The sequence below is a fragment of the [Bacillus] caldolyticus genome, from assembly GCF_003595605.1.
GTDB lineage: Bacteria > Bacillota > Bacilli > Bacillales > Anoxybacillaceae > Geobacillus > Geobacillus thermoleovorans.
Genome location: NZ_CP025074.1, coordinates 2,959,951 through 2,986,645, shown reverse-complemented (window position 1 = coordinate 2,986,645; position 26,695 = coordinate 2,959,951). Strand labels below are relative to the sequence as shown.

Genomic DNA, 26,695 nt, shown 5'->3' with positions numbered 1-26,695 from the left:
CGCTCACTCCTCCTTCCCGATCCGTTCATGCAAAAAGTGCGCCAACTCGCCGAGCGGTACATTCGTTTGCTCGCCGCTCGCCATATGCTTTACCGCCGCTTCCTGTCTCTCGAGTTCTTCATCGCCGATAATGGCGACAAACGATGCCCCAAGCCGGTCGGCGGCCTTCAGCTGCGCCTTCAATTTTCGGCCCAAATAATCTTGATCGACCCTCAATCCGGAGCGGCGCAATGCATAAACGAGGCGGACCGCCTCGTCTTTCGCCCGCTCACCGACAGCGACGACATAGCAGTCAAGCCCACTCTCCACCGGCAATTCCACTCCTTCGGCGTCAAGGGCGGCCAACAGCCGCTCGATGCTCAAGGCAAAGCCGATGCCCGGCGTCTCCGGACCGCCGATTTCTTGGACAAGCCCGTTGTAACGCCCGCCGCCGCACAGCGTCGCCGCCGCGCCAAATCCTTCCGCTTCGCTCATAATTTCAAACGTCGTGTGGTTGTAATAGTCAAGCCCGCGCACGAGCCGCGCATCGATGACAAACGGGATGCCGAGCGCTGTCAAGTATTGTTTCACTTTCTCAAAATAGGCGCGCGATTCGTCATTTAAATAGTCTAAAATCGACGGCGCCGTCGCCATCAGCTCATGATCGCGGTCTTTTTTGCAGTCGAGAATGCGGAGCGGATTCGTATGAAGCCTCGTCTGGCAGTCCGGGCACAGCTCGTGGATGCGGTTTGAAAAATGGCGAACAAGCGCCTCTCGGTGCGCCCGGCGGCTGTCAAGGTCGCCCAAGCTGTTAATGACAAGCCGGATCCGTTTTAAGCCAAGCGCTTCGTAAATATGCATCGCTAGCGCCATCACCTCGGCGTCAATCGCCGGATCGCTGCTGCCGAGCGCCTCGACGCCGAACTGGACGAACTGGCGGAACCGTCCCGCTTCCGGACGCTCGTAGCGAAACATCGGCCCGCTGTAATACAATTTCAGCGGCTGGTTCGGACTGCCGTACAGCTTATGCTCGACAAACGCTCTGACAACCGGCGCCGTTCCTTCCGGGCGGAGCGTCAGCGCGCGCCCCCCTTTGTCTTCGAACGTGTACATTTCTTTTTGCACAATGTCCGTTGTATCCCCCACGCCGCGCAAAAAAAGCTCCGTATGTTCAAAAATCGGCGTCCGGATTTCCTGATACCCATACCGGCTGCAGAGGCTGCGGGCAATGTGCTCGACATATTGCCATTTTTCCGAGTCACCCGGCAGCACATCTTGTGTCCCTCTTGGAATTTGAAAAGCCATGCTCATCCTCCTTTGCCCAAAATAAAACGCCCTTGTCCCTGTGATCGATAGGGACGAGAGCGTCATTCCCGCGGTGCCACCCTAATTGAAGCCGATCCGGCTTCCGCTTGTCGCCATTAACGCATGGCACACGTTCCCCTTTACTGGCGCAAAGCGCGTTCAAAGGGAAACCTACGGAGTGTCTTTCGTTAAGCCATCATGGAGAAGCGCTCGCAGCCTTGGGCGCTTCCTCTCTGGCCATGTGGACCTTAACTACTTTTCTCCATCATCGGTTGTTCCGTATGAGAAAGATGTAATTTTATATTACGGACAATCTCGCCCGTTTGTCAAGTTGTCCTAGCAGCTGTGATTCATGGTTGTTCGCAAAGAGAAAAACCTTGATGTCTCATCGCATTTTTCTCCTTGTTGTAAAAAAAGAGAGCCGATTCATTGAACCGCCCCTCCATGGGATCGAAGAGGCGGTCCACCTTCGGCTCTCTTTAATGGCGAATCAAATAATCAAACGCGCTTAACGCTGCGGTTGCACCCGAGCCCATCGAAATAATGATTTGCTTATAGGCGCTGTCCGTGCAGTCGCCCGCGGCAAAGACGCCTTCAATGTTCGTCGCGCCGCGTTTATCGACGATAATTTCACCGAAGCGATTCCGTTCCACCGTTCCTTCCAACCATTCGGTGTTCGGAACAAGGCCGATTTGCACGAACACGCCTTGCAATTCGATATGATGTTCTTCCCCTGTTTCCCGGTCAATGTACGTCAAGCCGTTGACTTTGTCCGTGCCGGTGATTTCCGTCGTTTGCGCGTTTTTAATCACCGTTACGTTCGGCAAGCTGTACAAACGATCTTGCAAAACAGCATCGGCCTTGAGTTCAGGGGCGAACTCAAGCAGCGTCACATGGCTGGCGATGCCAGCGAGGTCAATCGCCGCTTCGACTCCAGAGTTCCCGCCGCCGATGACCGCCACGTGCTTCCCTTCGAACAGCGGGCCATCGCAATGCGGGCAATAGGCGACCCCTTTGTTTTTGAACTCTTCCTCGCCCGGCACGCCAAGGTTGCGCCAACGGGCGCCCGTTGCGATCACAACCGTTTTGCTTTTCAACACGGCGCCGTTTTCCAACTCGACTTCAATCAAGTCTTTTTTCTCGAGTCGTTTTGCCCGCTGCGAGTTCATGATGTCGACGTTGTATTGCTTCACATGTTCCTCAATGCTGGCCGCAAGCTTCGGTCCTTCCGTATATTTGACGCTGATAAAGTTTTCAATGCCGAGCGTATCTAAAATTTGTCCACCGAAGCGCTCCGCAACAATCCCAGTGCGAATGCCTTTGCGCGCTGCGTAAATGGCTGCTGTCGCACCCGCAGGGCCGCCGCCGATCACCAACACGTCGAACGGCTCTTTGTCGGCGAAGGAAGAAGCATCCGGAGCACTCCCTAATTTGGCGAGGATATCTTCAAGCGACATGCGGCCGCTCGCGAACAGTTTGCCGTTTAAAAACACCGTCGGTACGGCCATAATCCCTTTTTGCTCCGCTTCTTCTTTAAACGCCGCCCCGTCGATCATCGTATGCGAAATATCTGGGTTCAACACGCTCATAATGTTGAGCGCTTGCACGACGTCCGGGCAGTTGTGGCAGGTCAGGCTGACGTACGTTTCAAAATGATGTTTGCCTCTGATTTGTTGAATGCGGTCCACGACGTCTTGGCTGACTTTCGGCGGCCGCCCGCTCACTTGAAGCAGCGCCAAAACGAGGGACGTAAATTCATGGCCGAGCGGCACGCCGGCGAAGGTGATGCCGGTGTTTTCGCCGACCCGGTTGACGCTGAAGCTTGGCGTTCGTTCCAGCTTCGCTTTTTCCACTTTGATTTTCGACGACATCGCCGTTAATTCATCGATTAAAGCAAGCATATCGCGGGAAACGTTGTCGTCTCCCGCGCTTACCGTCAAGACAATATCATTTTCAAGCAATTGCAAATACTGGGCTAGTTGCGCCTTGATGTCAGCATCCAGCAGCATCGCCTAAGCCCCCCTTAAATTTTGCCGACGAGGTCTAGGCTTGGCTTCAGCGTTTCCGCTCCTTCTTTCCATTTCGCCGGGCAGACTTCACCCGGATGGTTGCGCACATATTGGGCCGCTTTAATTTTATCAATCAGCGTGCTGGCGTTGCGGCCGATGCCGTCCGCATTGATTTCCACCGCTTGAATGACGCCGTCTGGATCGATGATGAACGTGCCGCGCTGCGCCAATCCTTGTTCTTCATCGAGCACATCAAACATGCGCGACAGTTGATGCGAAGGATCGCCAATCATCACGTATTCGATTTTGCTGATGGCTGGCGATGTATCGTGCCATGCTTTATGAGTAAAGTGAGTGTCGGTCGAAACCGAGTACACTTCCACGCCAAGTTCTTTAAACGTCGCGTAGTGATCTTGCAAATCTTCGAGCTCCGTCGGGCAGACGAACGTAAAGTCCGCTGGATAGAAGCAAACGATGCTCCATTTCCCCATGAAGTCTTGCTCTGTCACTTCGATGAATTCGCCGTTGTGATACGCTTGGGCACGGAATGGTTGTACTTTTTTCCCAACCAAAGACATTGCTTCATCTACCTCCTGCGACTGTTAATTTATAATAATTTTAAACCAATACTTATTATCATATAGGGGCATATGTTTGTCAATACATATGCAATGGATTTTTTCCTCTACCGAGCCGGATCAGTGTTGAGCGGATGCGCAGCGCTCATTCGCAGCTGTTTCGTCTGAACGGCCACACCGCCTAGGCCCACGAAACATCCACACGCCCCGTGCGCTCCTTCCAACTCGCCATGTTTACGGGCGGGGCTGCTGTTTTTTCAACATTTGTACGTCTTTCGGCGCCACACCGAATTCGGATGCCAACTCAAACGCTCTATATTGGGCCTCGAGCCGCACCCATTCGTGAAAGTCGACGGACAGCACATCGTTTGTCCGGTGCGCCTGCTCGCCTCTTTTGGTTTGCCGCATCGCGCTCCTCCTTTCTCTATCGCCGCACTTGTTTTCATCTTTCCCATTTTTCGCCGAAAATAAAAAAGAAACCGGGAAACTTCATCTGTTTCCCAGTTTCTCGCTGCTGTCGATGATCAAGGTGACTGGCCCGTCGTTTGTGAGCGATACGTCCATCATCGCACCGAATACGCCGGTTTCTACATGAACGCCTCTTTCGCGCAAAGCGGCGTTGAACGCCTCATACAGCGGCAAGGCATGGTCGGGCTTGGCCGCCGCCATAAAGTTCGGGCGCCGGCCTTTTCGGCAGTCGCCGTAAAGGGTGAACTGCGACACCGACAGCACCGCCCCGCCGACGTCAAGCAAGGAGCGGTTCATTTTTCCGTCTTCATCTTCAAAAACGCGCAAATGAGCGATTTTCTCAGCCAAATAGGCAGCATCGTCTTCTGTATCTTCATGCGTGATGCCAAGAAGGACGACAAAACCCGCATCAATGGCACCAACGACTTCGCCGCCGACGGTGACTTTGGCCTCTTTCGCCCGCTGGATGACCGCTCTCACTCGCCTTCCTCCTTTCGCCGCCCTTAGTTGTTCATCAAGCGCTGGACGGAATAAATGTCGGGAATTTGTTTGATTCGTTCGACGACTTTTTGCAAGTGGCTCAAATTATGAATGGCGATTGTCATATGGATCGTCGCAATTTTATGTCGGTGGTCTGAGCGTCCCGAGACGGCGGAAATATCGGTGCGCGTTTCATTCACCGCCTGCAGCACCTCATTCAGCAAACCGCGGCGGTCAAATCCGGTGATCTCAATGTCCACGTTATATTCACGCTCGCCGTTTGCTCCGCTCTCCCATTCTACGGCAATCAACCGATCGGCCGCTTCTTCGGTCTTGACGTTCGGGCAATCGGCGCGGTGGACGGAAATGCCGCGGCCGCGGGTAATGAAGCCGATAATTTCATCGCCCGGCACCGGGTTGCAGCAGCGCGACAAACGGATGAGCAAGTTGTCCATTCCTTGGACGCGAATGCCGCAGTCGCGCTTTTTGCCAGCTGGCAGCTTGGCTTCGAAGACCGCTTCGGCCAGTTTGCGCTGCTGTTCCTCGAGATCGCGCTGCTTTCGCCATTTTTCCGTCAACCGATGGGCGATTTGCGCCGCTGTGATGCCATGATAGCCGACTGCCGCATACATATCGTCTTCGTTCGAGAAGTTGAACTTTTCGGCGACGCGCTTTACGTTGTCGGCCGTCATCACTTCTTTCGGCTCAAAGCCGAGGCTGCGCACCTCTTTTTCGACCATCTCTTTGCCTTTTTCGATGTTTTCTTCGCGCCGTTGCTTTTTGAAAAACTGGCGGATTTTGTTGCGCGCCTGCGACGTTTTCGCCAGTTTCAGCCAGTCTTGGCTCGGACCGTACGAATGATTGGAAGTTAAAATTTCGACGATGTCGCCCGTTTGCAGCTTGTAGTCAAGCGGCACCATTTTGCCGTTGACTTTCGCCCCGATCGTCTTGTTGCCGATTTCCGAATGGATGCGGTAAGCGAAATCGATTGGCACCGATCCGGCCGGCAGCTCGATGACATCGCCTTTTGGCGTGAAGACGAACACCATGTCGGAAAACAAATCCATCTTGAGCGATTCCATGAACTCTTCGGCATTGCTGGCGTCGTTTTGCCATTCCAAAATTTCCCGAAACCAAGACAGCTTTTCTTCAAACGAGTTGGGTTTGATCGTCTTTCCTTCTTTGTACGCCCAGTGGGCGGCGATCCCGAACTCGGCGATTTGATGCATTTCAAACGTGCGGATTTGCACCTCAAGCGGTTCGCCTTTTGGGCCGATCACCGTCGTATGGAGCGATTGGTACATGTTCGGCTTCGGCATGGCGATGTAGTCTTTGAAGCGGCCTGGCATTGGCTTCCAGCATGTATGAATAATGCCGAGCACAGCATAGCAGTCTTTGATGCTGTTGACGATGATGCGGACAGCGAGCAAATCGTAAATTTCGTTGAACTGTTTATTTTGCATCACCATTTTTCGATAAATGCTGTAAATATGTTTCGGACGCCCGGAAATTTCGCAAGGAATATGCACTTCGTTGAGCCGTTCGCGCACTTCTTGAATGACTTCCTCCAAATATTGCTCGCGCTCAGCCCGCTTTTTCTTCATTAAATTGACGATGCGGTAATATTGCTGCGGGTTTAAATAGCGAAGCGCCGTATCCTCAAGCTCCCATTTGATTTTCGAAATGCCGAGCCGATGCGCGAGCGGAGCGAAAATTTCGAGCGTCTCATTGGCAATGCGCCGCTGTTTTTCGGCCGGCAAATGTTTCAATGTCCGCATATTGTGCAGCCGGTCGGCGAGCTTGATCAAAATGACCCGGATATCTTGCGCCATGGCCAAAAACATTTTCCGGTGGTTTTCCGCCTGCTGTTCTTCCTGCGATTTATATTTAATTTTCCCAAGCTTCGTCACCCCGTCGACAAGCATCGCCACTTCCGCGCCGAACTCGCGCTCGAGGTCTTCTTTTGTCGCCTCGGTGTCTTCGATGACATCATGCAAAAACCCGGCGGCGATCGTTGTCGCGTCCATCTTTAAGTCCACCAAAATGCCCGCGACTTGAATCGGATGGATGATGTATGGTTCGCCCGATTTCCGAAATTGGTCGCGATGGGCGTGCTTGGCAAACTCATACGCCTTTTTCAAAAAGGCGACGTCTTGTTCCGACAAATAACAGCTCGCTCGTTCAAACACTTGCTCCGCTGTCAGCACTTGTTCATTGGCCATAGGGTTGAATCACCTTTTTAATCGATTAAAATTGAAGCTGCAAAGCACAGAGGTCCGTTGCGTTCATACGGTTAATAAGAAAGAGCACTCATGTGTGAGTGCCCCTTTTTTCTTTATTGTATCCGAAGATGCGAACAATGTCGACTGTTTAAAACTGCATCAGCGTCAAAATATCGTAGCCTTCCAATTTTTTGCGGCCGCCAAGCTCGGTAAGCTCAATCAAAAACGCCAATCCGGCCACCACTCCGCCGAGCTGTTCCACCAAATCGATCGTCGCCCGCATCGTCCCGCCCGTCGCCAGCAAATCGTCGGTGATCAACACGCGCTGCCCTGGCTTAATGGCATCTTTATGCATCGTCAAGACATCTGTTCCATATTCCAGGCCATACTCCACACGGACGACTTCGCGCGGCAGCTTCCCTTCCTTGCGCACCGGCGCAAATCCGACGCCAAGCGCATAGGCGACTGGGCATCCGATGATAAAGCCGCGCGCTTCCGGACCAACGACGATATCGATTTGTTTTTCGCGCGCATATTGAACAATTTGGTCGGTCGCATATTTGTACGCCGGACCGTTGTCCATCAGCGTTGTAATATCTTTAAACATGATGCCCGGCTTCGGGAAATCGGGCACAATCGTAATGTATTGTTTTAAGTCCATGATACGTTTGCCTCCTCGTGCGTTTGCGAACGTGTCATTTCCGCCAAACAGCGTTTCAATTGCTCGTAAGTGGAATAGACTAACTGATGCTCCGCCTCGAGCTCGTCCCGCCGCCGGCGGTACGTCGGCGATTCGTGCAAATCGCGCTTCGCCGGCTGATGAACGAGCGAAATGACGCCGTTTTGTTCGTTGATAAAGTCAAGCTCTAAAAATACTTTCGCCATAAAATGAACCGTCTCTTCCGTCCAACCGCGGGCGCGGGCCAGCTCACCACCGCGCTTGGCGAGCGGAAACGAACGGTGTTGATGCAAAAAGGCGTAAAACCATTTAAAATGGTCGCGCGTTGGAAACGTGCGGAAAAATTGCGCCTCGGGCTGGGCAAACACCGCGTAAATGCGCGCCGGCCGCCCGCTGCCAAGAAGCGCCGACAGCAAGGCCAGCCGCGGCGGCACGTCAAGCAGCACGACATAGCGGTCGTCAATCGATAAGGCGCCCGCCTCTTCTTCGGTCGGCACGCAATGAAGCTCCCCGCGAAATGGCGCCACGTCCGGGCGCTGCCCAGTTTCACAGCGAAAGGAGACGACTAGCCGCTTCTCTTTTGGCAGCCGCTCAAGAAGTGGACGGACGTCGCGGCAGCCGCGGACGTCAAACAGCTGGCAGTCGCTGACCGCCAGATCACACAACGACAGCTGCGGCTTGGCGAACCCGTTCCATTCGTTCACCGACAGCTCCCCGACCGCCGAAATGCGCGCATCCGGAGCGATTTCTTCGCATAACGGCCCAAGGCCGAAGCCGATGGCATCGATCGCGGCCCCGTCTTGGGAAAAGACGGCTTTCATATGGGCTCCGTTCGCCCCGACGCGCCGCATGGTTTCAACGGACGCCCCTTCAATGAGAACAAGCGGCCGCGGATTGCCGACGCCAAACGGAGCGAACCGCTCAAGGCTGCGGGCGGCCGACAGCGTCAACTCAGCAATCGAACAGGAAGCATCAATGAACGTCGGCGGCGTAAAATCGTCCTCAGACAACGTTTCGGCGGCGATGTCGTTCAGCCGTTGCCGTAATTCTTCGACATCATCAAGCGACAATGTCATCCCCGCCGCCATCGGGTGGCCGCCAAAGTGCGGCAACAGGTCGCGGCATTGCGACAGGCTGGCGAATAAGTCAAACCCATGAATGCTGCGGGCTGACCCTTTGGCGATCCCTTTTTCCCGGTCGATTGAAAGCACGACCGCCGGGCGGTAAAACTGCTCGACAAGCTTAGAAGCGACAATGCCCACCACTCCGGCATTCCATCCTTCGCCTGCCACAACCAAGACGCGATGTTCCTCAGGAGGAAATTGGCGGCGCACCATGTCCGCCGCTTCTTCAGCGATTTGTGCCACAAGCTGCTGACGTTCGCGGTTTAACTCGTCCATCTCCGCCGCCAGCTGCACCGCTTCGTTCTCATCGTCCGTCATTAAGAGCGCCACTGCCGGATCGGCGCCGCCGAGGCGCCCCGCCGCGTTCAAGCGCGGAGCGATGACAAATCCGACCGTCTGTTCGTTGATGGCCGCCGCATCAATGCGGCATTGCCGAAAAAGAGCGCGCAGCCCGATGCGCTCCGTCGCTCGCAACGCTTCAAGCCCGTGTGCAACAAAGAGGCGGTTTTCCCCAACAAGCGGAACCAAATCAGCGATCGTGCCGATCGCGACCAAATCAAGCAAATGGCGCGGCACCCGCCCAAGCAAGGCATGGGCTACCTTAAACGCAACGCCGACGCCGGCTAAATCGCGAAACGGATATGTACTTCCCGGCTGCTTCGGATGAATGATCGCATGCGCCTCCGGCAACACCGGACCTGGCTCGTGGTGATCCGTTACGATGACATCCATCCCCCACTCGTTGGCGGCCGCAATTTCCTTGACCGCCGCAATCCCATTGTCGACGGTCACAATGACGGAAACGCCGCGCTCTTTTGCGGAGCGAAACGCCGCCATGTTCGGCCCGTATCCTTCCGTAAATCGGTTCGGAATGTAGAACTCGACCGACGCCCCCGCCTCCTTGAGAGCACTCACCATCACCGACGTGCTGCAAACGCCATCGGCATCGTAATCGCCGTATACCAACACGCGTTCACCCGCGTCGATCGCCCGCTTTAGACGCTGAATCGCTCGCTCCATCCCATCAAGCAAAAACGGATCATGAAACGGTTGCTCAAGCGGATTGAGAAACGCCGCCGCCTCCGAGGCCGTCCGCACCCCGCGGCGGACGAGAAGCCTCGCCAATAAGGGCGTGACGCCGGCTTCCTCAGCCAGCCGCCTCACCGCCTGCTCATCGAGGCGCTCCACCTCCCAACGCGTTTTCGCTTTCAACATGTCTCCCACCTCAACTCTCCTTATTATACAAAAAGGAGAAAAGGGCAGGCAACGACATTACGGTTTTTTTTCCGGGTTGTACGGGTTGATGTGAACCATGACATTGCGGACGCGCGGCAGCGTCAGCAGTTTTTCTTTCACTTTCTTTCCGATCCGGTGCCCCTCTTCGACCGTCAATTGCGGATCGACGGCGATTTTCAAATCGACGATGACGTAATGGCCGTGCTCGCGCGCATGCAGCTCATTGATTTGCCGCACATCGGGAATGGACAAGACCGCCTCGCGCAAATAGCCGGCCTCTTCCTCGTGAAGCACATGGTCGATCGCCGTATGGACCGACTGTCGGCCAAGGTTCCATGCCATTTTCAGAACAAGCAGCGAGACGAACAATCCGGCGAGCGGGTCGGCGTATACAAGCCAGTCAATCTCCCATTTTCCACCGACAATGGCGGCGCCGACGCCGATGAGCGCAGCAAACGACGAAAACACATCCGATCGGTGCTCATAGGCGTTGATGATCAGCGCATCGCTGTTTAGCTTTTTCCCGAGCCGGTATTTATAGCGAAACATCGCTTCTTTGACAGCAATCGACAACAACAAGACGTAAATGGCGGCCGCCCCGGGCGGCGACAGTGGGGCGAAAAATGACAGAAACGCCGAGCGCCCGATCTCGATCCCAACGAGAAATAGAAGAACCGCCACAATAATGGCGGCGATTGATTCCGCTTTCCCATGCCCGTACGGATGATCCTCATCCGGCGGGCGCGCAGCGGCCCGCAGTCCGACCCAAACGGCGAACGAGCCGGCAACATCGGACGCTGAATGGGCGGCATCAGCGATCAACGCTTGGCTTTGGCTCCACACGCCGACCGCCGCCTTGACAGCAGCAAGCGCCATATTTCCAGCGATCCCGACGATCGCTGCCGTTTTCGCCTGCCTGAACCGCTGTTCGTGTTCCATGGCCATCTCCCCCACCTTTGCATTCAGCAGCCTCACGCGCTGCCTATGTTGCATCTGACGGTTAGTGTATCCATTTTCCGCCCTAAGCATTGCACCGAACAAAAAGGCGCCGGAAAAGCACATTCGCTTTTCCGGCGCGCTGTTACACTTGCGGTTCGGCCTCGGCCGCCGCTTTTTTGGCTCCTTTCCCTTTTTTGAGCTCCTGTCCTTTCCAAACGACCCAAAGCTGAGAAGCGATGCAAAGCGACGAATAGACGCCGCACACAAGTCCAACGAGCAAGGCGAGGTTGAAATTGCGGATCGCTTCGCTGCCAAAGATGAGCAACGCGATGACCGTAAACAAGACGGTCAAGACGGTATTGACCGAGCGCGTAAATGTTTGCTGCAACGCCCGGTTGACGATATGCTTCAAGTCGTCGACCGTTTTCACTTTCCGCTTTTTCATCAAATCCCGGATGCGGTCAAACGTGACGATCGTATCGTTGATCGAGTACCCGATGATCGTCAGCACCGCGGCGATGAATGTCAAATCGACTTCAAGACGCGTCAAGCTGAACACGGTAATAATAAAAAACGCATCGTGCAATAAGGCGACAATGGCTGCGAGCGCCATTCGCCACTCAAAGCGAATCGTCACGTAAAGAATGATGCCGATGGATGAAATAAGCACAGCAATGAGCGCGTTGCGAGCCAGCTGCTTGCCGACGACCGGAGAGACGGTGCTGATGTTTGGTTCGTTGCCATACGCTTGCTTCAATTCATTTTTCAGCTTGGCAATTTCTTGCTTATCGAGCACGCCAATCAAGCGGACGACGCCTGTTTTCCCATCCGTGCCGGACAGGACGACATCTTCCGGCTTGTAGCCGAGCCGCTCGAAATAGCCGCTCAACTCTTTTGCATCGATCGGCTGGCTGCTCGTCACCTCAACGCGCGTTCCGCTCGTGAAGTCAATGCCAAGATTCAGCCCCAGGGCAAACAACGAGATGACGCCGGCGATCGTCAATGCGCCAGAGAAAATGAAAAACTTTTTGCTATGTTTGACAAAATCCCAGCGGTCAAACTTCGTCGGCACTTCCGTTTCCTCGGTCGTTTCGGCAATGTTTAAGATTTCCGACTTTTTGACGCCAAACCACTCCGGCTTTTTATCGAGCCAGCGGCTTGACACAAGCAGTCCGAGCAACAGCCGCGTGCCGTAAACGGCGGTGAGAAAGCTGACGACGATGCTGATGATGAGCGTCGTCGCAAACCCTTTCACCGAGCTTGTCCCGTAAATAAAAAGAACAGCGCCGGCGATGATCGTCGTAAGGTTGGCGTCAAAAATCGTCGCAAACGACCCGCGGTTGCCAGCACGGAACGCCGACAGCATCGACTTGCCGAGCTTCAGCTCCTCTTTGATCCGTTCGTACGTAATAATGTTGGCATCGACCGCCATCCCAACCCCCAAAATCAGGGCGGCAATGCCTGGCAGCGTCATAACGACGTTCATCCAATCAAACAAAAGCAAAATCAAATAAATGTATACCGACAGCGTAATGACGGCGATGATCCCGGGAAGCCGGTAAAACCAAATCATGAACAAGAAGATCGCCGCCACACCGATGATGCCGGCCAACACCGTTTTTTGCAGGGCGTTTTTCCCAAACTGAGCGCCGACGGACGTGGAGTAAATTTCATGCAGCTCGACCGGCAGCGCGCCGGCATTGAGCAAATCGGCCAGCTGTTGCGCTTCTTTGACCGTAAAATTGCCGACGATCGACACATCCGTCTGATTGAACACTTGGTTGACTGAAGCGGCGGAAATAAATTTCGGATCCGCTTTGCCCGCTTCTTTCCGGTAGGAGTCCACCCCTTCTTTAAAATCGAGCCAAATGACTAAAATGTTGTTTGGCGGCCCCATTTTATATACTTTTTCCGTCACCTGGCGGAACTTGTCGGCGTCTTTCAATTTCAGAGCGACGCTCGGCCGGCCGTTTTCATCAAACGACAGCTTCGCTCCGCCTTGGACGAGGTCGCTTCCGTCCATAAGCACGTTGTCATTGACATCGCGGAACGTCAATTTCGCCTGCGTGGACAAAATTTCGCGCGCCTCATTTTGGTCTTTCACCCCGGCGAGCTGGACGCGGATGCGGTTTCCTCCCTCGATGTCAACGCGCGGCTCGCTGACGCCAAGGACGTTGATCCGTTTATTCAGCGCGCTGACGGTGCTTTGCAGCGTCTCTTGGTCAATCTTATCGCCTTTTTTGGCCGGCTTCACTTCATACAGCACTTCAAAACCGCCTTGCAAGTCAAGGCCCAGTTTGATGTTATGTACAATTTCTTGAATCGTCGGCCCCATCACTCCGGCGAACAAAAGCAGGAGCAGAAAAAAGGCGACGATGCGGCTTCGTTTTACCATTCTCCTTAAGATCCTCCTTCAACTTGCCTCGGCGCCGTCCGCCGCAGCGCCAAGCAAAACATTGGCCTCGCCTTCCATTATGAAACAGCAGCCGGCAAGTGTCAATTTTCCACTATAACAATTCCTTTAAAACCCGCTCCAACTCATCATCGCCGGCCGCCTGCTGCTTATACGAACGCATCGTCAAAAACATCATATACTCGCTCGGCGAAAGAGAGAAAATGTCGCTGACCAACTCATGCAGTTTTTTTTCCGCCGGCCGATGCTTCCACTTGCGGGAACATAAACATTCCCACAGCCCGTCCATCGTCACTTGCGTATAGCCGAGAAGACGAAACTCATCGCACTTCGACTCGAGCGCCGGCATGAGCTGTTCGCGCAGCTTCCGGTTTTCATCCATCCCCCATACCCCCTTGTATCCATTGCCGCCTGCCAATCTTGTCATGCTTGGCCATGGGCCTTGCATATATTGTATAAAAGACGGAGGCATTTGAGAAGGCAGGGGGAGAAAATGTCTAAATTTTTACAAGGTACGGTCATTTTAATCGCCGCTGGCTTTATTACGAAAATTCTCGGCTTCATCAACCGAATTGTCGTCGCCCGCATGATCGGCGATGAAGGAGTCGGGCTGTACATGATGGCCGTGCCGACGCTCGTTTTAGCGATTACCGCGACGCAGATCGGGCTGCCGGTCGCCATTTCCAAACTCGTCGCCGAAGCAGAGGCGGCCGGCGACCGGCAGCGGGTGAAACAAATTCTCGTCGTGTCGCTGGCCACCACCGGCGCGCTAAGCATCGTGCTTCTGCCGGCGTTGATCGCTGCTGCGCCATGGCTCTCCCGGACGATGTTCACCGACCCGCGCACGTACTATCCGCTTCTTGCCATCGCTCCAATTGTGCCGATCGTCGCCATCTCTTCGGTGCTGCGCGGCTACTTTCAAGGACGCCAGCAAATGAAACCGTACGCCTACTCGCTCTTGATGGAACAAATCGTCCGCATCAGCTTGATCGCTTTATGCACACAGCCGCTTTTGCCGTACGGCGTCGAGTATGCCGCCGCCGGCGCCATGGCGTCTTCCGTTCTCGGCGAGCTGGCAGCATTATTGTATTTGCTGTTTTTATTTAAGGTTAAAAAATCGATTCGCCTGCGGACAAAGTTTTTTCACTACGTCCAAGCCGGCAAAGAGACGTTCGTCCGCCTCATGCGCATTGCCTTGCCGACGACCGGCGGCCGTTTGATCGGCTCGCTTTCTTGGTTTTTTGAGCCAATCGTCGTCGCCAACAGCTTGGCATTGGCCGGCATCGCCGCCTCCACTGCCACAAGGCAATACGGACAGCTTGTCGGCTACGCGCTGCCGTTGTTGACGTTGCCGTCGTTTATTACGTACGCGCTTTCGACCGCCCTGGTGCCGGCCATCAGCGAAGCCATGGCGCAACGCAAGCTGCTTTTGGTCGAATACCGGATCGCCCAGGCGATGCGCTTGTCGCTTGTCACCGGCGGCCTTTCCACCGTCGTTCTTTACTTGTTCGCCGAGCCGCTCATGCGCTGGATGTACGGCACAAGTGAAGCCGCGATCTTTATTCAAGTGATGGCGCCGTTTTTCTTATTGTATTATTTCCAAGGCCCGCTGCAGGCGGTCTTGCAAGGACTGGACTTGGCGAACGCCGCCATGACGAACAGCTTGATCGGAGCAGTGGTGAAGCTCGTGTGCATCTTCGTCCTTGCTTCCCGTCCAAGTTTGGGCATTATGGGCGCGGCGCTGGCGACTGCAGTCAGCACCGTTCTTGTGACGTTGCTTCACTTTGCCACGGTCGTCAAGGTGGTGTCTTTTTCCATCGATGCGCGCGAGTACATCAAAGCGCTTGGCGCCATCATCGCTGCGGGCGCAATCGGCTATGCGCTCTCCCGCCATCCGCTTTTGGCGGTGCCCGCACCGCTTTGGACGCTGCTTGCCATGGCCGCGACAGCCGCCCTATATGCCGCCTGCCTCGTTCTGTTCCGGCTCATCCGGCGCGAAGAGCTCGTCTACCTTCCGGGGCTGCACTGGCTGGCCGGCAAAAACAAGCGAAAATAAACGTCTAAACCTGTCCGGCGGTGAATATATTGTGGTAAAAAGCGTTTGGGCCAAGGAGGGATCGCGGTGTCACGGCTTGGCAGCGCACTGGTGTATGGAATCGCCACAGTTTTTGTGTTGGCGGCGCTCGTCAGCTTCATTTTTTCGTTGTTGCTCAAATGGACGGACATTCACGAATCGTCGCTCACCTGGATCGTGTTTGCCGCCTCGGTTGTCTCGCTGTTTATCGGCGGCGTTGTCGCCGGCGGAAAAAGCCAAGAAAAAGGATGGCTCGCCGGCGGGCTGACCGGCCTCTTATTTACGGCGATCATCTTTTTGTTTCAATTTCTTGGCATGGAAAAATCGTTTACCGTCGAACAATGGCTGTACCACCTTGCCTTTTTCGCCGCTGCTTCCTTAGGCGGCATCGTCGGGGTCAATTTGTCATCGTCGCGCTATGAACGGACGTAAAAACGACAAACCAGCGCAAAAGCAAAAGGTGTCCTCAAAGCAAACGGGACACCTTTTGTGATGGAGAGCGCGATGGTAAGAAACGAGATTGCGTCTCGCTCGCGCTTTTCACACCGCCGTTCAAATCGGCGCTCAAGCTTAGACGCCGATGGCCGCGCTTTCGCTACGCCTTGCTTTCCGCCACCACTTCTCTCACCGCGGAGCGGTCGAACGTCAGTCGCGTGCCGTCGCCGGCGCGAACGATGATTTTGTCCTCATCGACCGAATCGATGATGCCGTGCAATCCACCGATCGTGATGATTTTATCGCCTTTTTTCAAATTCGCCTGCATTTGCTGGATGGCGCGTTGCCGTTTTTGTTGCGGGCGAATGAACAAAAAGTAGAAAATCACAAAAAACAGCACAATCGACAACAAATTGGCGATCGCTGCGTTCATGCAATCCCCCTCCTTTCCGGTCGTCAAAAGTTTTTTGCATTCGGCTTGTTGAAGCCGTAGCGTTCGAAAAATTCCTCACGGAAATCGGCGAGTCGATCTTCGCGGATCGCTTGTCTCACCTGCTCCATCAATTTTATCAAAAAATAGACGTTATGGTAAGACGTAAGGCGGATGCCAAATGTTTCATCACATTTGATGAGATGGCGGATGTACGCGCGCGTATAGTTTCGGCACGTGTAGCAGTCGCAGTTCGGATCGAGCGGCGAGAAGTCGCGAGCGTACTGGGCATTTTTGATCACCACCCGTCCTTCGCTCGTCATCACCGTCCCGTTGCGGCCGATGCGCGTCGGCAATACGCAGTCGAACATGTCGATGCCGCGGATCGCCCCGTCGATGAGCGAATCCGGCGAACCGACGCCCATTAAATAGCGGGGCTTGTCCGCCGGCAGAAGCGGCGTCGTAAACTCAAGCACCCGATTCATGACCTCCTTCGGCTCGCCGACCGACAACCCGCCGACCGCATAGCCCGGGAAATCGAGCGACACTAAATCGCGGGCGCTTTGCCGGCGCAAATCTTCATATTCACCGCCTTGGACGATGCCAAACAGCCCTTGCTCATTCGGGCGGCGGTGCGCCTTCAAGCAGCGCTCCGCCCAACGGCTCGTCCGCTCGATGGACTGTTTCATGTATTCATACGTCGCTGGATACGGCGGGCACTCATCAAACGCCATGATGATGTCGGCGCCAAGCGCATTTTGAATCTCGACTGCTTTTTCCGGCGATAAAAACAGCTTATCGCCGTTTAAATGGTTGCGGAAATAGACGCCTTCTTCCTCGATGCGGCGGAATTCACTGAGGCTGAACACTTGGAAGCCGCCGGAATCCGTCAAAATGCCGCGATCCCAATTCATAAACGCATGCAACCCGCCCGCCTCCTCGACGATGTCATGGCCCGGCCGAAGCCATAAATGGTACGTGTTGCTCAAAATGACGCCTGCACCCATTTCCTTCAACTCTTCCGGCGACAGCGTCTTGACCGTGGCGAGCGTCCCAACCGGCATAAACATCGGCGTTTCAAACGAGCCGTGCGGCGTATGGAGGATGCCAAGGCGCGCGCCCGTCTGCCGGCACGTTTTGATCAGTTCAAAGCGAATCGGTGTCGTCAACGTGCTCGTCTCCTTTCTCAAATGATGAGCATCGCATCACCGAAGCTGAAAAAGCGGTATCGCTCTTTGACCGCTACTTGATACGCGTGCAAAATATTTTCGCGCCCGGCAAGCGCACTCACGAGCATGATGAGCGTCGATTTCGGCAGGTGGAAGTTCGTCACCAGCCCATCAATCCCTTTGAACTCATAGCCCGGATAGATGAAAATGTCGGTCCAGCCGCTTTCTGCAACAAATCGGCCGTTATGTTTGCCGGCGATCGTCTCGAGCGTCCGTGTCGACGTCGTGCCGACGGCGATGATGCGGCCGCCCTGCTCCCGGACGCGGTTTAACGTTTCAGCCGTTTCCTCGCTCATTTGATAAAATTCGGCGTGCATATCGTGCTTCTCGACTTCGTCCACTTGCACTGGCCGAAACGTGCCAAGCCCGACATGAAGGGTGATGAAGACGATATGCACCCCTTTTTCGCGAATGGCGTCAAGCAGCTCTTCGGTGAAATGCAAACCGGCGGTTGGCGCCGCTGCCGAACCAATTTCACGGGCGTACACCGTCTGATACCGTTCCGGGTCGTCAAGCTTTTCTTTAATGTACGGGGGCAGCGGCATCTCCCCAAGTTCGGCCAATACTTCATAAAACAGGCCGTCATACGAAAACTCAAGCACTCGCCCGCCGTGTTCCAGCGTATCGAGGCAGACGGCTTCAAGCTTCCCCTCGCCAAAGGTGAGTTTCGTTCCTGGCTTGACTCGTTTTCCCGGCTTGACGAGCGTCTCCCAACGGTCGCCGTCCAATTGCTTTAACAGCAGCACTTCGACCGTTCCGCCCGTTTCCTCTTTTTCGCCGTAAAGCCGCGCCGGCATGACGCGCGTATCGTTTAAAACGAGGCAGTCGCCCGGATTCAAGTACGAAATAATGTTGCGAAACGTTTCATGGCGAATGGCGCCCGTTCGTTTATCGAGCACCATGAGCCTTGATGCCGCCCGGTCTGGAAGCGGCGTTTGCGCAATCAACTCTTCCGGCAAATGAAAATCAAACAAATCGACTTTCATCCTATTTCGCGCAGGAGACTCCCACTTCAACGACCAAAGGGAGTAAGTGGGAGAGGAATGCGCGTTCCCCCCTTTCTTTTGTGTATGATATAATAAAGGCGTGGAGAAAACCGTTCAATAAAGGCACTCCAATCACGGCTACTCGATGTATGGAGTTGGTTACAGGAAACGTTGTAACCGTAAAACATCGAGCGTAGGTCCGTCTGTTGTGTGTGGAAGCCAAGTACTGCCAACAGACACACCGAGAGAATCGGTAACGATGCAGGCATGACCTGCGTCGTTGGGTAGTCGTCAACCTGCCCCCTGATGCAACCCCAAGTCAAGGAAGGAGGACGAAGTCCGTTTGCACTTCTGGGGAGTTGCAAGCCCCCACTTCAAGCGTTAGCTAAGTGGGGGTAGTTGACGCAGTTCTCCTTCCTTCAGCGAAATCGTCCGAGCACGTAAAAAATCAACGATAACACAACGCTCAGCAAGATGGATGTCACAACGGGAAAATAAAACGTCATATTCCCTTTGCGGATGACGATATCCCCCGGCAAGCGGCCGAGTTTGACAAACTGCATGACAAACCCGACAATGATGAGCACAACGCCGATCGTCATGATCAACTTTGGCAAGCTGTTCACCGCTTCGGAACCTCCATTCCTAAATGGGTGTACGCAGCCGGCGTGACGACGCGCCCGCGCGGCGTACGCTGCAAGAGACCGATCTGCATCAAGTACGGCTCATACACTTCTTCAATCGTTTGTGCTTCTTCGCCGATGACGGCCGCCAGCGTTTCGAGCCCGACCGGGCCGCCGGCGAATTTTTCAATCATCGCTGAAAGCAGCTTATGGTCGATTTGGTCGAGCCCGAGCCGGTCGACTTGCAGCCGCTCGAGCGCCTCGACAGCAAGCGGCAGCGTAATTCCCCCCTCTCCGCGCACTTGCGCAAAATCGCGGACGCGCCGCAGCAAACGGTTGGCGATGCGCGGCGTGCCGCGCGCCCGACGGGCAAGCTCAAGCGCCGCTTCGCGCTCGATGCCGATTTGCAAGATGGCCGCCGCCCGCTCAATGATTTGGGCGAGTTGGTCGACGTGATAGTATTCGAGCCGGCTGATGACACCAAACCGGTCGCGAAGCGGCGCCGACAGCGCCCCGGCTCTCGTCGTCGCCCCGACGAGCGTAAATGGCGGCAAGTCGAGGCGAAGCGTGCGCGCATCCGGCCCTTTGCCAATCGTGATATCTAAGCAATAATCTTCCATCGCCGGATAGAGCACCTCTTCCACCGCCCGCGGCAGCCGGTGGATCTCATCAATAAAGAGCACATCCCCCGGCTCAAGCGAAGTGAGAAGCGCCGCCAAATCTCCCGGCCGCTCGAGCGCCGGTCCAGATGTCGCTCGCAGCTTGACGCCCATTTCATTGGCGATGATCACGGCGAGCGTCGTTTTCCCAAGCCCCGGCGGTCCGTACAGCAGCACATGGTCGAGCGTCTCTTCGCGGAGCTTGGCCGCTTCAATGAACACTTTTAAGTTTTCTTTGATCTTATCTTGCCCGATATATTCATGCAAATATTGCGGGCGCAAACTCGGTTCAAGCGCAGTTTCTTCCCCTAAGACCTCCCCGGATACAAGCCGTTCCTCCACCGTCATTCCTCCCTTTGGCCGCTGTTTATCCCAAAAGCAGCGCCAGCGCCCGCTTCACATACTGTTCCGTCGACATCGCTTCTTCGCGGAGCGCCGGAATGATTTTCTCGATCTCCCGTTCAGCGTAGCCGAGCGCCTTGAGCGCCGCCACCGCCTCGGCGAGCGCACCGGAAAGCGGTGCGGCCGAACGTGCAGCCGCCGGCGCCGCAAGCGCCCCGAGCTTCCCTTTTAAATCCAAAATCATTTGCCGGGCCGTCTTTTTGCCCACGCCTGGAAACTTGCATAAAAACGCCTCGTTTTCTTCCTCGATGGCCCGCGCCAGTTCATCCGGACGCCCGGCCGCCAAAATGGCGAGGCCGCCTTTCGGCCCGATGCCCGACACTTGCAGCAGCTTGGCGAACAAGTTGCGCTCCTCGCGCGTTGGGAACCCGTACAAGGCGTGCACACCTTCGCGTACATATTCGTATGTATAGACGGTCACCGCCGCCTCGCGGCTTTCCTGAAACGCAAACGGGTTCGGCGTAAAGATCTCGTAGCCGATGCCGTTATGGTCGATGACGATATATTCCGGGCAGACGTAATCGACATACCCACGGATAAACTCGATCAATGGATGCTCCTCTCCTTTTTTCGTCCTTTCATTGTATCATATGATTTCATTATAGCAAAAAGAAATCCCGCGATGCGCTTTGCACCACGGGCTTTCGCTTGGTTTATTGGACGACCGCAAAATGGCGGTACATTTCGATCACTTGTTCATACCGCTCTTTCGAGAGGACGCGAATTCCTTTCTTCAGCTTTTCTTGCTGACGGCTTTCGAGCTTTTGCACGTCGATTTGGAAAAACGACTGGATGATTTCGCTCGACCGGCCCGGTTTGCCGTTGAAGATAGACAACGTGCCATCGTCCGTAATTCCGAAGTAGCCGTTTGTTTTTAACAACGGCGAAATGTCGTTGATTGTTTTGCGAAACACGATCGTCTGATCATCGAGCGTCACGAGTTGCCAACCGCGATATTTTTTCCATATTTCTGTCATCGAATCGACGGTTTCGGTGACTTTCTCTTCGCTCATCTCTCCGTCCAAGTATTGCCGCTCGAGCACAATCGTCATCTTAACCGGTGCGGCGGAGGCCGAATGAACCGGCAACACGATGGCGGCGATCCACAGTATGAGGGAAAGAATTCGCATCGTTTGTTCCTCTCTTCTCGGATGATGGTTCCTTTACGCCACTAGTTTCACCAGCGGACGCCATTTTATTCCTTGATCCATCAGCTTTTTTGCCAAGCAAGCTGCCGCCGATCCAAAAAGTGGGGCGGGGATTCGAGCCAACGGCGCTCGATCATCATATTCCATTATGTTCCACGACCTTCGAACGTATGTACAAAAAAAATCCGCCGGCTTCGCCGACGGACGTCGCTACTCCTCAAGCACCGATTCGTCCAAATTATGGTACACTTCTTGGACGTCATCATCATCTTCAAGCGTATCGATCAACTTCAGCATTTTTTTCAAATCGTCGCCCTCAAGCGTCGTATACGTTTGCGGAATCATCGTAATTTCCGCGCTGGCAAACGTGAATCCTTGCTGTTCCAGCTCGTCTTTCACCGTTTCAAACGATTCGGGCGCTGTATAAATTTCGAACGATTCGTCCGTTGTTTCCATCTCCTCGGCGCCCGCTTCAATGGCCAACAGCAGCAATTCATCCTCATCAACGTTGTGCTGTTCGCGGTCAATCACGAGCAGCCCTTTGCGCTCGAACAAATAGGAGACGCAGCCCGTTTCCCCTAAATTGCCGCCGTTTTTCGAAAACGCCGCACGCACGTTGGCGGCGGTGCGGTTTTTATTATCCGTCAGGCAAACGACCATGACGGCAACGCCGCCTGGTCCATATCCTTCGTAGCGAATTTCCTCATAGTTGGTATGTTCTTGGGTTCCAGTTGCTTTTTTAATCGCCCGTTCAATGTTTTCGCTCGGCATGTTGGCCGCTTTCGCCTTCTCAATGACAAGGCGCAGGCTCGGATTGGACGCTGGATCGCCTCCGCCGCTTTTGGCGGCCACATAAATTTCCTTCGCCAGTTTCATGAACAGTTTGCCGCGTTTGGCATCTTGAGCATTTTTCCGCCGTTGGATATTTTTCCACTTCGAATGTCCAGCCATCGACAGTTCTCCTCTCATCGCAACGGAATGTTCCGACTATTACTATAGCAAAAAACGCGGAAATTGTCAGCCAAGCTCCAGCGAAGGAGCAGCCATGAAAAAAGGCGCCCCGCTTTTTGGGGACGCCTTTTTCGTTTGTCACCGAGTGTTTTCCGGCCGTTCTTGAATCGTGCCATCGATAAAAATGGTGCGCAAATCACGGCGGATTTCTTCCATATTGATTGGAGTCCCGCGTCGAAGCGCGTTGTCAATCGTGCGAATGCGGTGGTACATGCTCGGATTCGAGGTGACGCGCACCCGCTTGCCGTCCGCGTACGGAGCGACCGCTTGCTCGACACGCTTCTCAAGCCGCTTGGGATGGCGGGCGTCTGTGGCAATCGCGATGAGCGCCTGATCGCCATACACAACCGCGCGGGCATCGTCGACTCCGTTCACCGCTGCGGCGCGGCGGGAGAGCTTCTCAGCCAAACCGCCGGCATAGCTTCGGTAGTACGACGGGTGCGGATCGACGTTTAGCGAGTGCAAATGCCCATGGTAGTTGTAATCACTGTCACCGAAATCGACGTCGGGCGGAAGAGCCGGAACGTCCGTGTCAAACCGGGTCGCTGCTGGTCCTCCGAGGCGGCCGCCGTCCGTCAAATAATCGGTGACCGGACCGCGGCGCGCCCATATATAACGGTTGTCATAATTGAGCGCATTCGTCCCGTATCGGCCATAGCGGAAATCGTCGCCTCGCTCCGTCGAGTAAAAACCGATCGGTCTCGCCGCATCATGATAACGCTGCGCCCCTTCCTCATTCGCCCGGTAGTTGGTGCATGAGGCGAGCAATCCGGCGACCGACAACGCGCCGATCCATCTGACCGCGTATCTCAATGGAAAACCCCCCTTGGTTTCCTTCGCCCAAGGCTGGCATGAAGCCAGCCTTACGTTTAGCTTGCGGCAAACGCGGGGGGTTTATCGCTGTCAGTTCAACCCAACGAGATGACAGCTAAAACTTCGGCGGCGCAATCGCCAACTGCCGTTTATGATGCGAACGTTCATGAAGCCGTTCAATAATTTTCCGATCGCGTTCTGGAATATCTTCCCCTTTTAAATATTTATCGATCATTTCATACGTCGTGCCCATTTCGCTTTCATCCGTCTGCCCTTCCCACAGTCCGGCGCTTGGAGCTTTCTTGATAATTTCTTCCGGGACGCCGAGCAGACGGCCCATTTCGCGCACTTCGCCTTTTGTAAAGTGAATGAGCGGCACTAAATCGACTCCACCGTCACCGTATTTCGTAAAGTAGCCCGTATGCCATTCGGCGGCGTTGTCCGTACCGACGACGAGATAGCCGTAATTGTTGGCGACCGCATACAACGTCGTCATGCGCAAACGCGCCCTTGTATTCGCATCGCCGAGGCGCGCGCGCTCTTCGCTCCATTCCCCGATGGCTTTCAGCTCGGCCTCGACCGCGCCAAACAACGTCCGGTGCGCCTCGGTCAAATCGATGACCAAATGCCGGATGCCGCAGCTTTTCACCACTTTCAGCGCATCTTCCATATCTTTCGGATTGCTTTTGCAAGGCATAATCAGCCCCAGCGAATCGTCCGGAAAGGCACGCTTAATCAAATGGGCGACAACCGCCGAGTCGATGCCGCCGCTGATGCCGACGACCGCCCCGTTTAAACCGGCTGATGAGACTTGGTCACGCAACCATTGCACGAGTTTGTCAATTTTTTCTTGCATCCGCCCTCGACTCCTTTTCCAAAGATTCCATTTCTCATTGTAGCATAGCATAAAGGCGGCGGACAAACCGTTCTCTCCGCTTGCGGTCAAACACAAGAGGGCGGCGGCGCGCGGCGGCTGACCGCCATTCGCGAAACACATCAGCCGGAAATAAGAGCGCATGCAAAAACCAGCGTTTTTCCAACCAACGGCGAAGCGGAGCGAAACGGGCGAGTGTTGAATATGACCAACCGATATACGGCAAGAGGCGATTGGCGTATTGGCAATAGTCAAGCCCGGGCGAGGCAAGAGCGGCCGCGTCATAGTCGATGAGGTACATCTGGCCGGTTGTGGTGCGCAAAAAATTATGGGAGGCGACATCACCATGAATGATGGCAGCAGAATCCGCCGTCAACTCTGGAGCATGCTCGCGACACGTTGATAGACAGTAATCCGCCCAGCGCAGCGTAAATAAAATGTCTTCTTTGTCCATGATCGTTTCAACAACAGGCAAATGTCGGCAAAACTCCTCATAGCGGCGCCGCCATTTGTCATACAGCTGCGCACGCGGCAGCCCCATCGCCTCCTGCTTGCTGCTGGCGATGTTTGCCGTTATGGTATGGTAACGTTCGAGCAAATGAAGTCCGTCAGCGGCGTCAGCCCAAGCGGCAAACGAGATTGGACGCGCTCCGGCTACATATTCCGTCAGCAGCCAATAGCATCCGCCGGCTTCAACCACTCCTCCGCGCCCGATCGGCATAGGGGCCGGCGCGGCGGAAAAACCGGTCTTCCTTAATGCGGCAAGAAGCCAGGCGTGCCGCGCGGCCGCAACAGGAAAGCGATACGCTTTGGCGACAAACATTCCTTGCCGGGCGGCAATGGCTAAGACATGCGGTTTCAATGCCACAACTTGTTGAATAACAAGCCGATATTGGCGGTCAAGAAGAAAAAAGAGACGGCCGGCGGCGTCTCTTTTCACTTGGTTATTGTTCCTCGCCATGCCCGCTCTCCTCATCCGGCGGTTCGCTAAACAAACGGGGGCCGGCGACCGGCGGGGCGGATGATGGCGGGTAGGATGGCGGCGAGTATCCCGCTGGACTTGTCGGATAAACGACGCCTGGCCACGGAAGCGGCGGCGCTGACTGCGGCGCATATCCGTATGGAGCCGGCAGGGCGTACCCTCCATAATAGTACGGGGGCGGCGCATAGGCCGGTGCATACCCAAAAGGCGAGGGGTGCGCCGCAGGCGGCGCATAAACTGGCGTTGCAGCGCCGGGCGGCGGGAGAACGCCCCCTGCGGACGGGACAAACGGGGCGGCAACCCCAGGCCCAGAAAACGGCGGCTCTAATGATTCACTGCTGCTTTCGTGAATGCCGGGAAACGGCGCCGAACCGTTTTCCGGACTTTCACCGCTTTTCCCAACGGCCGACGGCGCAGACGATGGCGGATAGGACGTCGGCATGATCGGCAGCGGCGGCGCGTAAAAACCGCTCCCCGGCCAAACTGGCGGCACTGGCGTACATCCTTGGTCAGTGCCAAATATTGGGATCGTCGGCGGGGCGACAGGAACGTATGGAATGTTCGGCAGCGGCGGCGCGTCTTCGCTCTCAGCCGCCGGTTCCCCTTTCCATTCAGCTGGGCTTTCATTGTCCTCCTCTTTCATCATGTTGGGCAAAATATTGCTCGGCTTCGGCGGAATCGGCGGCACGTTGGCCAGCGATTGAGCGAACGAAAGTTGAGGAGGCGGGGCCACCGGCGGAATCGTATGCACAAGCGGCGGCACAGAGGCGCCTTTCGCTTTTGCCCCTTCTTTTGCCTCCGCTTTCGGCGTTTTTGGTGCTTCTTGTGCCGTTGCTTTTGGCGCTTTTTTCTCGACAGCCTTTGGCGTTTCGTTCATCGCCGCTTTCGGCGCCTCACCCGCCGGTGCCTTTGGCGCTTCATTGATGGGCGCATTCGGCGTTTCGTTCACCGGTACGTTCGGCGCTTCATTCACCACTGCTTTTGGTGCCGCTTTTGGCGCTTCCTTCTCGACGGCCTTTGGCGCTTCATTGATGGGCACATTTGGCGTTTCATTCACTGATACATTTGGCATTTCGTTCACCGGCACGTTTGGCGCTTCATTCACTGGCACATTCTCCGCCTTCTTCTCCGGCGCTTTCGGTGTTTCCTTTACGACTGCTTTGGGCGTTTTCTTTACCACTGCTTTCGGCGCCTCACCCGCCGGTTCGTTTACCGCTGCCTCGCCTTCCGGAGCAGGGGCGACAGCAGTGTCAAGCTCGGTATCAATGTGGAATGAGACGAACGGTTTCGCCTCCGCGTACGGGTGCTCTTTTACGTGCATTTTTTTGGGTGACACAAGCGCCTTCGTCTCTTTTTTGACCGGCACCCCTGCTGTCGGCACTTTGATTTTCATTCCAGGCATAATCATATTCGGGTCGCTCAAATGCCCATTTATTTTTTTCAATTGTTCAAAATCCACTCCATATTTTTGGGCGATTTTCCAAAGGGTGTCGCCCTTTTGGACAATATGGATTTTCACTCCATTCCCCTCCTAAACCGAGACTGTTTACGCTCGATCGAACCGATGCTTGTTTCCCGTTATCGTCTTTCAACACAA

At 55.0% G+C, this 26,695-nt stretch carries 25 protein-coding genes and 1 other annotated feature; of the genes, 2 read left to right on the top strand and 23 right to left on the bottom strand.

The features are described from left to right. Positions 1-3: 3 nt before the first annotated feature. The 11 genes from hisS to CWI35_RS15380 form a co-directional block, all read right to left on the bottom strand. Entirely contained in the window at positions 4-1,284 is a 1,281-nt protein-coding gene (gene hisS / locus CWI35_RS15425; protein ID WP_011232050.1) for a histidine--tRNA ligase, read from the bottom strand. 46 nt (positions 1,285-1,330) lie between these two features. Then, positions 1,331-1,562, bottom strand: a binding site (T-box leader). A gap of 201 nt (positions 1,563-1,763) precedes the next feature. Then, on the bottom strand, positions 1,764-3,293 hold the full coding sequence (gene ahpF, locus CWI35_RS15420; protein WP_011232051.1) for an alkyl hydroperoxide reductase subunit F: 1,530 nt from the start codon (positions 3,291-3,293) through the stop codon (positions 1,764-1,766). Between the two features lie 14 nt (positions 3,294-3,307). Further along, positions 3,308-3,871: an alkyl hydroperoxide reductase subunit C gene (gene ahpC / locus CWI35_RS15415; protein ID WP_011232052.1), complete on the bottom strand. Its 564-nt coding sequence runs from the start codon at positions 3,869-3,871 to the stop codon at positions 3,308-3,310. 234 nt (positions 3,872-4,105) lie between these two features. Continuing rightward, complete coding sequence (locus tag CWI35_RS18340) at positions 4,106-4,279, bottom strand: hypothetical protein (RefSeq protein WP_020756192.1); 174 nt, start codon at positions 4,277-4,279, stop codon at positions 4,106-4,108. An 81-nt stretch (positions 4,280-4,360) separates the two neighbouring features. Next, the gene (gene dtd, locus CWI35_RS15410; protein WP_011232054.1) at positions 4,361-4,819 is read right to left on the bottom strand and encodes a D-aminoacyl-tRNA deacylase; all 459 of its coding nucleotides are present in this window, start codon (positions 4,817-4,819) and stop codon (positions 4,361-4,363) included. 23 nt (positions 4,820-4,842) lie between these two features. Further along, positions 4,843-7,041: a RelA/SpoT family protein gene (locus CWI35_RS15405; RefSeq protein ID WP_011232055.1), complete on the bottom strand. Its 2,199-nt coding sequence runs from the start codon at positions 7,039-7,041 to the stop codon at positions 4,843-4,845. A 148-nt stretch (positions 7,042-7,189) separates the two neighbouring features. Next, a complete protein-coding gene (locus CWI35_RS15400) occupies positions 7,190-7,702 on the bottom strand; it encodes an adenine phosphoribosyltransferase (RefSeq protein ID WP_013144641.1) in 513 nt (170 codons plus the stop codon). Beyond that, entirely contained in the window at positions 7,693-10,059 is a 2,367-nt protein-coding gene (gene recJ, locus CWI35_RS15395) for a single-stranded-DNA-specific exonuclease RecJ (protein ID WP_047758190.1), read from the bottom strand. Before recJ ends, CWI35_RS15400 begins: the two co-directional genes overlap by 10 nt. A gap of 57 nt (positions 10,060-10,116) precedes the next feature. Then, the gene (locus CWI35_RS15390) at positions 10,117-11,025 is read right to left on the bottom strand and encodes a cation diffusion facilitator family transporter (RefSeq protein ID WP_082218536.1); all 909 of its coding nucleotides are present in this window, start codon (positions 11,023-11,025) and stop codon (positions 10,117-10,119) included. A gap of 136 nt (positions 11,026-11,161) precedes the next feature. Beyond that, positions 11,162-13,414: a protein translocase subunit SecDF gene (gene secDF / locus CWI35_RS15385; protein ID WP_119877910.1), complete on the bottom strand. Its 2,253-nt coding sequence runs from the start codon at positions 13,412-13,414 to the stop codon at positions 11,162-11,164. Positions 13,415-13,526: 112 nt separating this feature from the next. After that, entirely contained in the window at positions 13,527-13,814 is a 288-nt protein-coding gene (locus CWI35_RS15380) for a post-transcriptional regulator (RefSeq protein WP_013524218.1), read from the bottom strand. 111 nt (positions 13,815-13,925) lie between these two features. On the opposite strand from CWI35_RS15380, the gene spoVB reads away from it, so the two are divergent. Both spoVB and CWI35_RS15370 read left to right on the top strand, forming a co-directional pair. Beyond that, positions 13,926-15,488 carry a stage V sporulation protein B gene (gene spoVB / locus CWI35_RS15375; RefSeq protein WP_033025909.1) on the top strand — a complete coding sequence of 521 codons (1,563 nt, stop codon included), beginning with the start codon at positions 13,926-13,928 and terminating at the stop codon, positions 15,486-15,488. Positions 15,489-15,554: 66 nt separating this feature from the next. Continuing rightward, positions 15,555-15,938, top strand: a complete 384-nt coding sequence (locus CWI35_RS15370) for a TIGR04086 family membrane protein (protein WP_033006360.1) — start codon at positions 15,555-15,557, stop codon at positions 15,936-15,938. A gap of 163 nt (positions 15,939-16,101) precedes the next feature. Here the strand turns inward: CWI35_RS15370 and yajC are convergent, their stop codons facing one another. From yajC to safA, 12 genes are all read right to left on the bottom strand, one after another. Continuing rightward, the gene (gene yajC, locus CWI35_RS15365) at positions 16,102-16,374 is read right to left on the bottom strand and encodes a preprotein translocase subunit YajC (protein ID WP_119877909.1); all 273 of its coding nucleotides are present in this window, start codon (positions 16,372-16,374) and stop codon (positions 16,102-16,104) included. A 23-nt stretch (positions 16,375-16,397) separates the two neighbouring features. Continuing rightward, complete coding sequence (tgt, locus tag CWI35_RS15360; RefSeq protein ID WP_063329406.1) at positions 16,398-17,540, bottom strand: tRNA guanosine(34) transglycosylase Tgt; 1,143 nt, start codon at positions 17,538-17,540, stop codon at positions 16,398-16,400. Between the two features lie 17 nt (positions 17,541-17,557). After that, positions 17,558-18,586 carry a tRNA preQ1(34) S-adenosylmethionine ribosyltransferase-isomerase QueA gene (queA, locus tag CWI35_RS15355; RefSeq protein WP_023633730.1) on the bottom strand — a complete coding sequence of 343 codons (1,029 nt, stop codon included), beginning with the start codon at positions 18,584-18,586 and terminating at the stop codon, positions 17,558-17,560. A 419-nt stretch (positions 18,587-19,005) separates the two neighbouring features. After that, complete coding sequence (locus tag CWI35_RS15345; protein WP_013524224.1) at positions 19,006-19,212, bottom strand: DUF2905 domain-containing protein; 207 nt, start codon at positions 19,210-19,212, stop codon at positions 19,006-19,008. After that, positions 19,209-20,210, bottom strand: a complete 1,002-nt coding sequence (ruvB, locus tag CWI35_RS15340; protein WP_011232067.1) for a Holliday junction branch migration DNA helicase RuvB — start codon at positions 20,208-20,210, stop codon at positions 19,209-19,211. The genes CWI35_RS15345 and ruvB overlap by 4 nt, the downstream gene beginning before the upstream one ends. 25 nt (positions 20,211-20,235) lie before the next feature. Beyond that, positions 20,236-20,820 (bottom strand): Holliday junction branch migration protein RuvA, encoded by a 585-nt coding sequence (gene ruvA, locus CWI35_RS15335; RefSeq protein WP_011232068.1) that lies wholly within the window; start codon positions 20,818-20,820, stop codon positions 20,236-20,238. A gap of 103 nt (positions 20,821-20,923) precedes the next feature. After that, positions 20,924-21,400 carry an intercompartmental signaling factor BofC gene (locus tag CWI35_RS15330; RefSeq protein ID WP_011232069.1) on the bottom strand — a complete coding sequence of 159 codons (477 nt, stop codon included), beginning with the start codon at positions 21,398-21,400 and terminating at the stop codon, positions 20,924-20,926. 228 nt (positions 21,401-21,628) lie between these two features. After that, entirely contained in the window at positions 21,629-22,369 is a 741-nt protein-coding gene (locus CWI35_RS15325) for a YebC/PmpR family DNA-binding transcriptional regulator (protein WP_014196414.1), read from the bottom strand. Positions 22,370-22,507: 138 nt separating this feature from the next. Next, on the bottom strand, positions 22,508-23,242 hold the full coding sequence (locus tag CWI35_RS15320) for a YhcN/YlaJ family sporulation lipoprotein (protein ID WP_011232071.1): 735 nt from the start codon (positions 23,240-23,242) through the stop codon (positions 22,508-22,510). A gap of 115 nt (positions 23,243-23,357) precedes the next feature. Beyond that, the gene (nadE, locus tag CWI35_RS15315; protein WP_011232072.1) at positions 23,358-24,098 is read right to left on the bottom strand and encodes an NAD(+) synthase; all 741 of its coding nucleotides are present in this window, start codon (positions 24,096-24,098) and stop codon (positions 23,358-23,360) included. A gap of 34 nt (positions 24,099-24,132) precedes the next feature. Further along, positions 24,133-25,077: a phosphotransferase gene (locus CWI35_RS15310; RefSeq protein ID WP_011232073.1), complete on the bottom strand. Its 945-nt coding sequence runs from the start codon at positions 25,075-25,077 to the stop codon at positions 24,133-24,135. Next, entirely contained in the window at positions 25,061-26,617 is a 1,557-nt protein-coding gene (gene safA / locus CWI35_RS15305) for a SafA/ExsA family spore coat assembly protein (RefSeq protein ID WP_042380597.1), read from the bottom strand. The genes CWI35_RS15310 and safA overlap by 17 nt, the downstream gene beginning before the upstream one ends. Positions 26,618-26,695: the final 78 nt, after the last annotated feature.

Coding starts and splice junctions, on each gene's coding strand:
- hisS (WP_011232050.1), bottom strand. CDS start 1,284: ATGGCTTTTCAAATTCCAAGAGGGACACAAGATGTGCTGCCGGGTGAC.
- ahpF (WP_011232051.1), bottom strand. CDS start 3,293: ATGCTGCTGGATGCTGACATCAAGGCGCAACTAGCCCAGTATTTGCAA.
- ahpC (WP_011232052.1), bottom strand. CDS start 3,871: ATGTCTTTGGTTGGGAAAAAAGTACAACCATTCCGTGCCCAAGCGTAT.
- CWI35_RS18340 (WP_020756192.1), bottom strand. CDS start 4,279: ATGCGGCAAACCAAAAGAGGCGAGCAGGCGCACCGGACAAACGATGTG.
- CWI35_RS15405 (WP_011232055.1), bottom strand. CDS start 7,041: ATGGCCAATGAACAAGTGCTGACAGCGGAGCAAGTGTTTGAACGAGCG.
- CWI35_RS15400 (WP_013144641.1), bottom strand. CDS start 7,702: ATGGACTTAAAACAATACATTACGATTGTGCCCGATTTCCCGAAGCCG.
- recJ (WP_047758190.1), bottom strand. CDS start 10,059: ATGTTGAAAGCGAAAACGCGTTGGGAGGTGGAGCGCCTCGATGAGCAG.
- CWI35_RS15390 (WP_082218536.1), bottom strand. CDS start 11,025: ATGGCCATGGAACACGAACAGCGGTTCAGGCAGGCGAAAACGGCAGCG.
- secDF (WP_119877910.1), bottom strand. CDS start 13,414: ATGGTAAAACGAAGCCGCATCGTCGCCTTTTTTCTGCTCCTGCTTTTG.
- CWI35_RS15380 (WP_013524218.1), bottom strand. CDS start 13,814: ATGGATGAAAACCGGAAGCTGCGCGAACAGCTCATGCCGGCGCTCGAG.
- spoVB (WP_033025909.1), top strand. CDS start 13,926: ATGTCTAAATTTTTACAAGGTACGGTCATTTTAATCGCCGCTGGCTTT.
- yajC (WP_119877909.1), bottom strand. CDS start 16,374: ATGAACGCAGCGATCGCCAATTTGTTGTCGATTGTGCTGTTTTTTGTG.
- queA (WP_023633730.1), bottom strand. CDS start 18,586: ATGAAAGTCGATTTGTTTGATTTTCATTTGCCGGAAGAGTTGATTGCG.
- CWI35_RS15330 (WP_011232069.1), bottom strand. CDS start 21,400: ATGCGAATTCTTTCCCTCATACTGTGGATCGCCGCCATCGTGTTGCCG.
- CWI35_RS15325 (WP_014196414.1), bottom strand. CDS start 22,369: ATGGCTGGACATTCGAAGTGGAAAAATATCCAACGGCGGAAAAATGCT.
- nadE (WP_011232072.1), bottom strand. CDS start 24,098: ATGCAAGAAAAAATTGACAAACTCGTGCAATGGTTGCGTGACCAAGTC.
- CWI35_RS15310 (WP_011232073.1), bottom strand. CDS start 25,077: ATGGCGAGGAACAATAACCAAGTGAAAAGAGACGCCGCCGGCCGTCTC.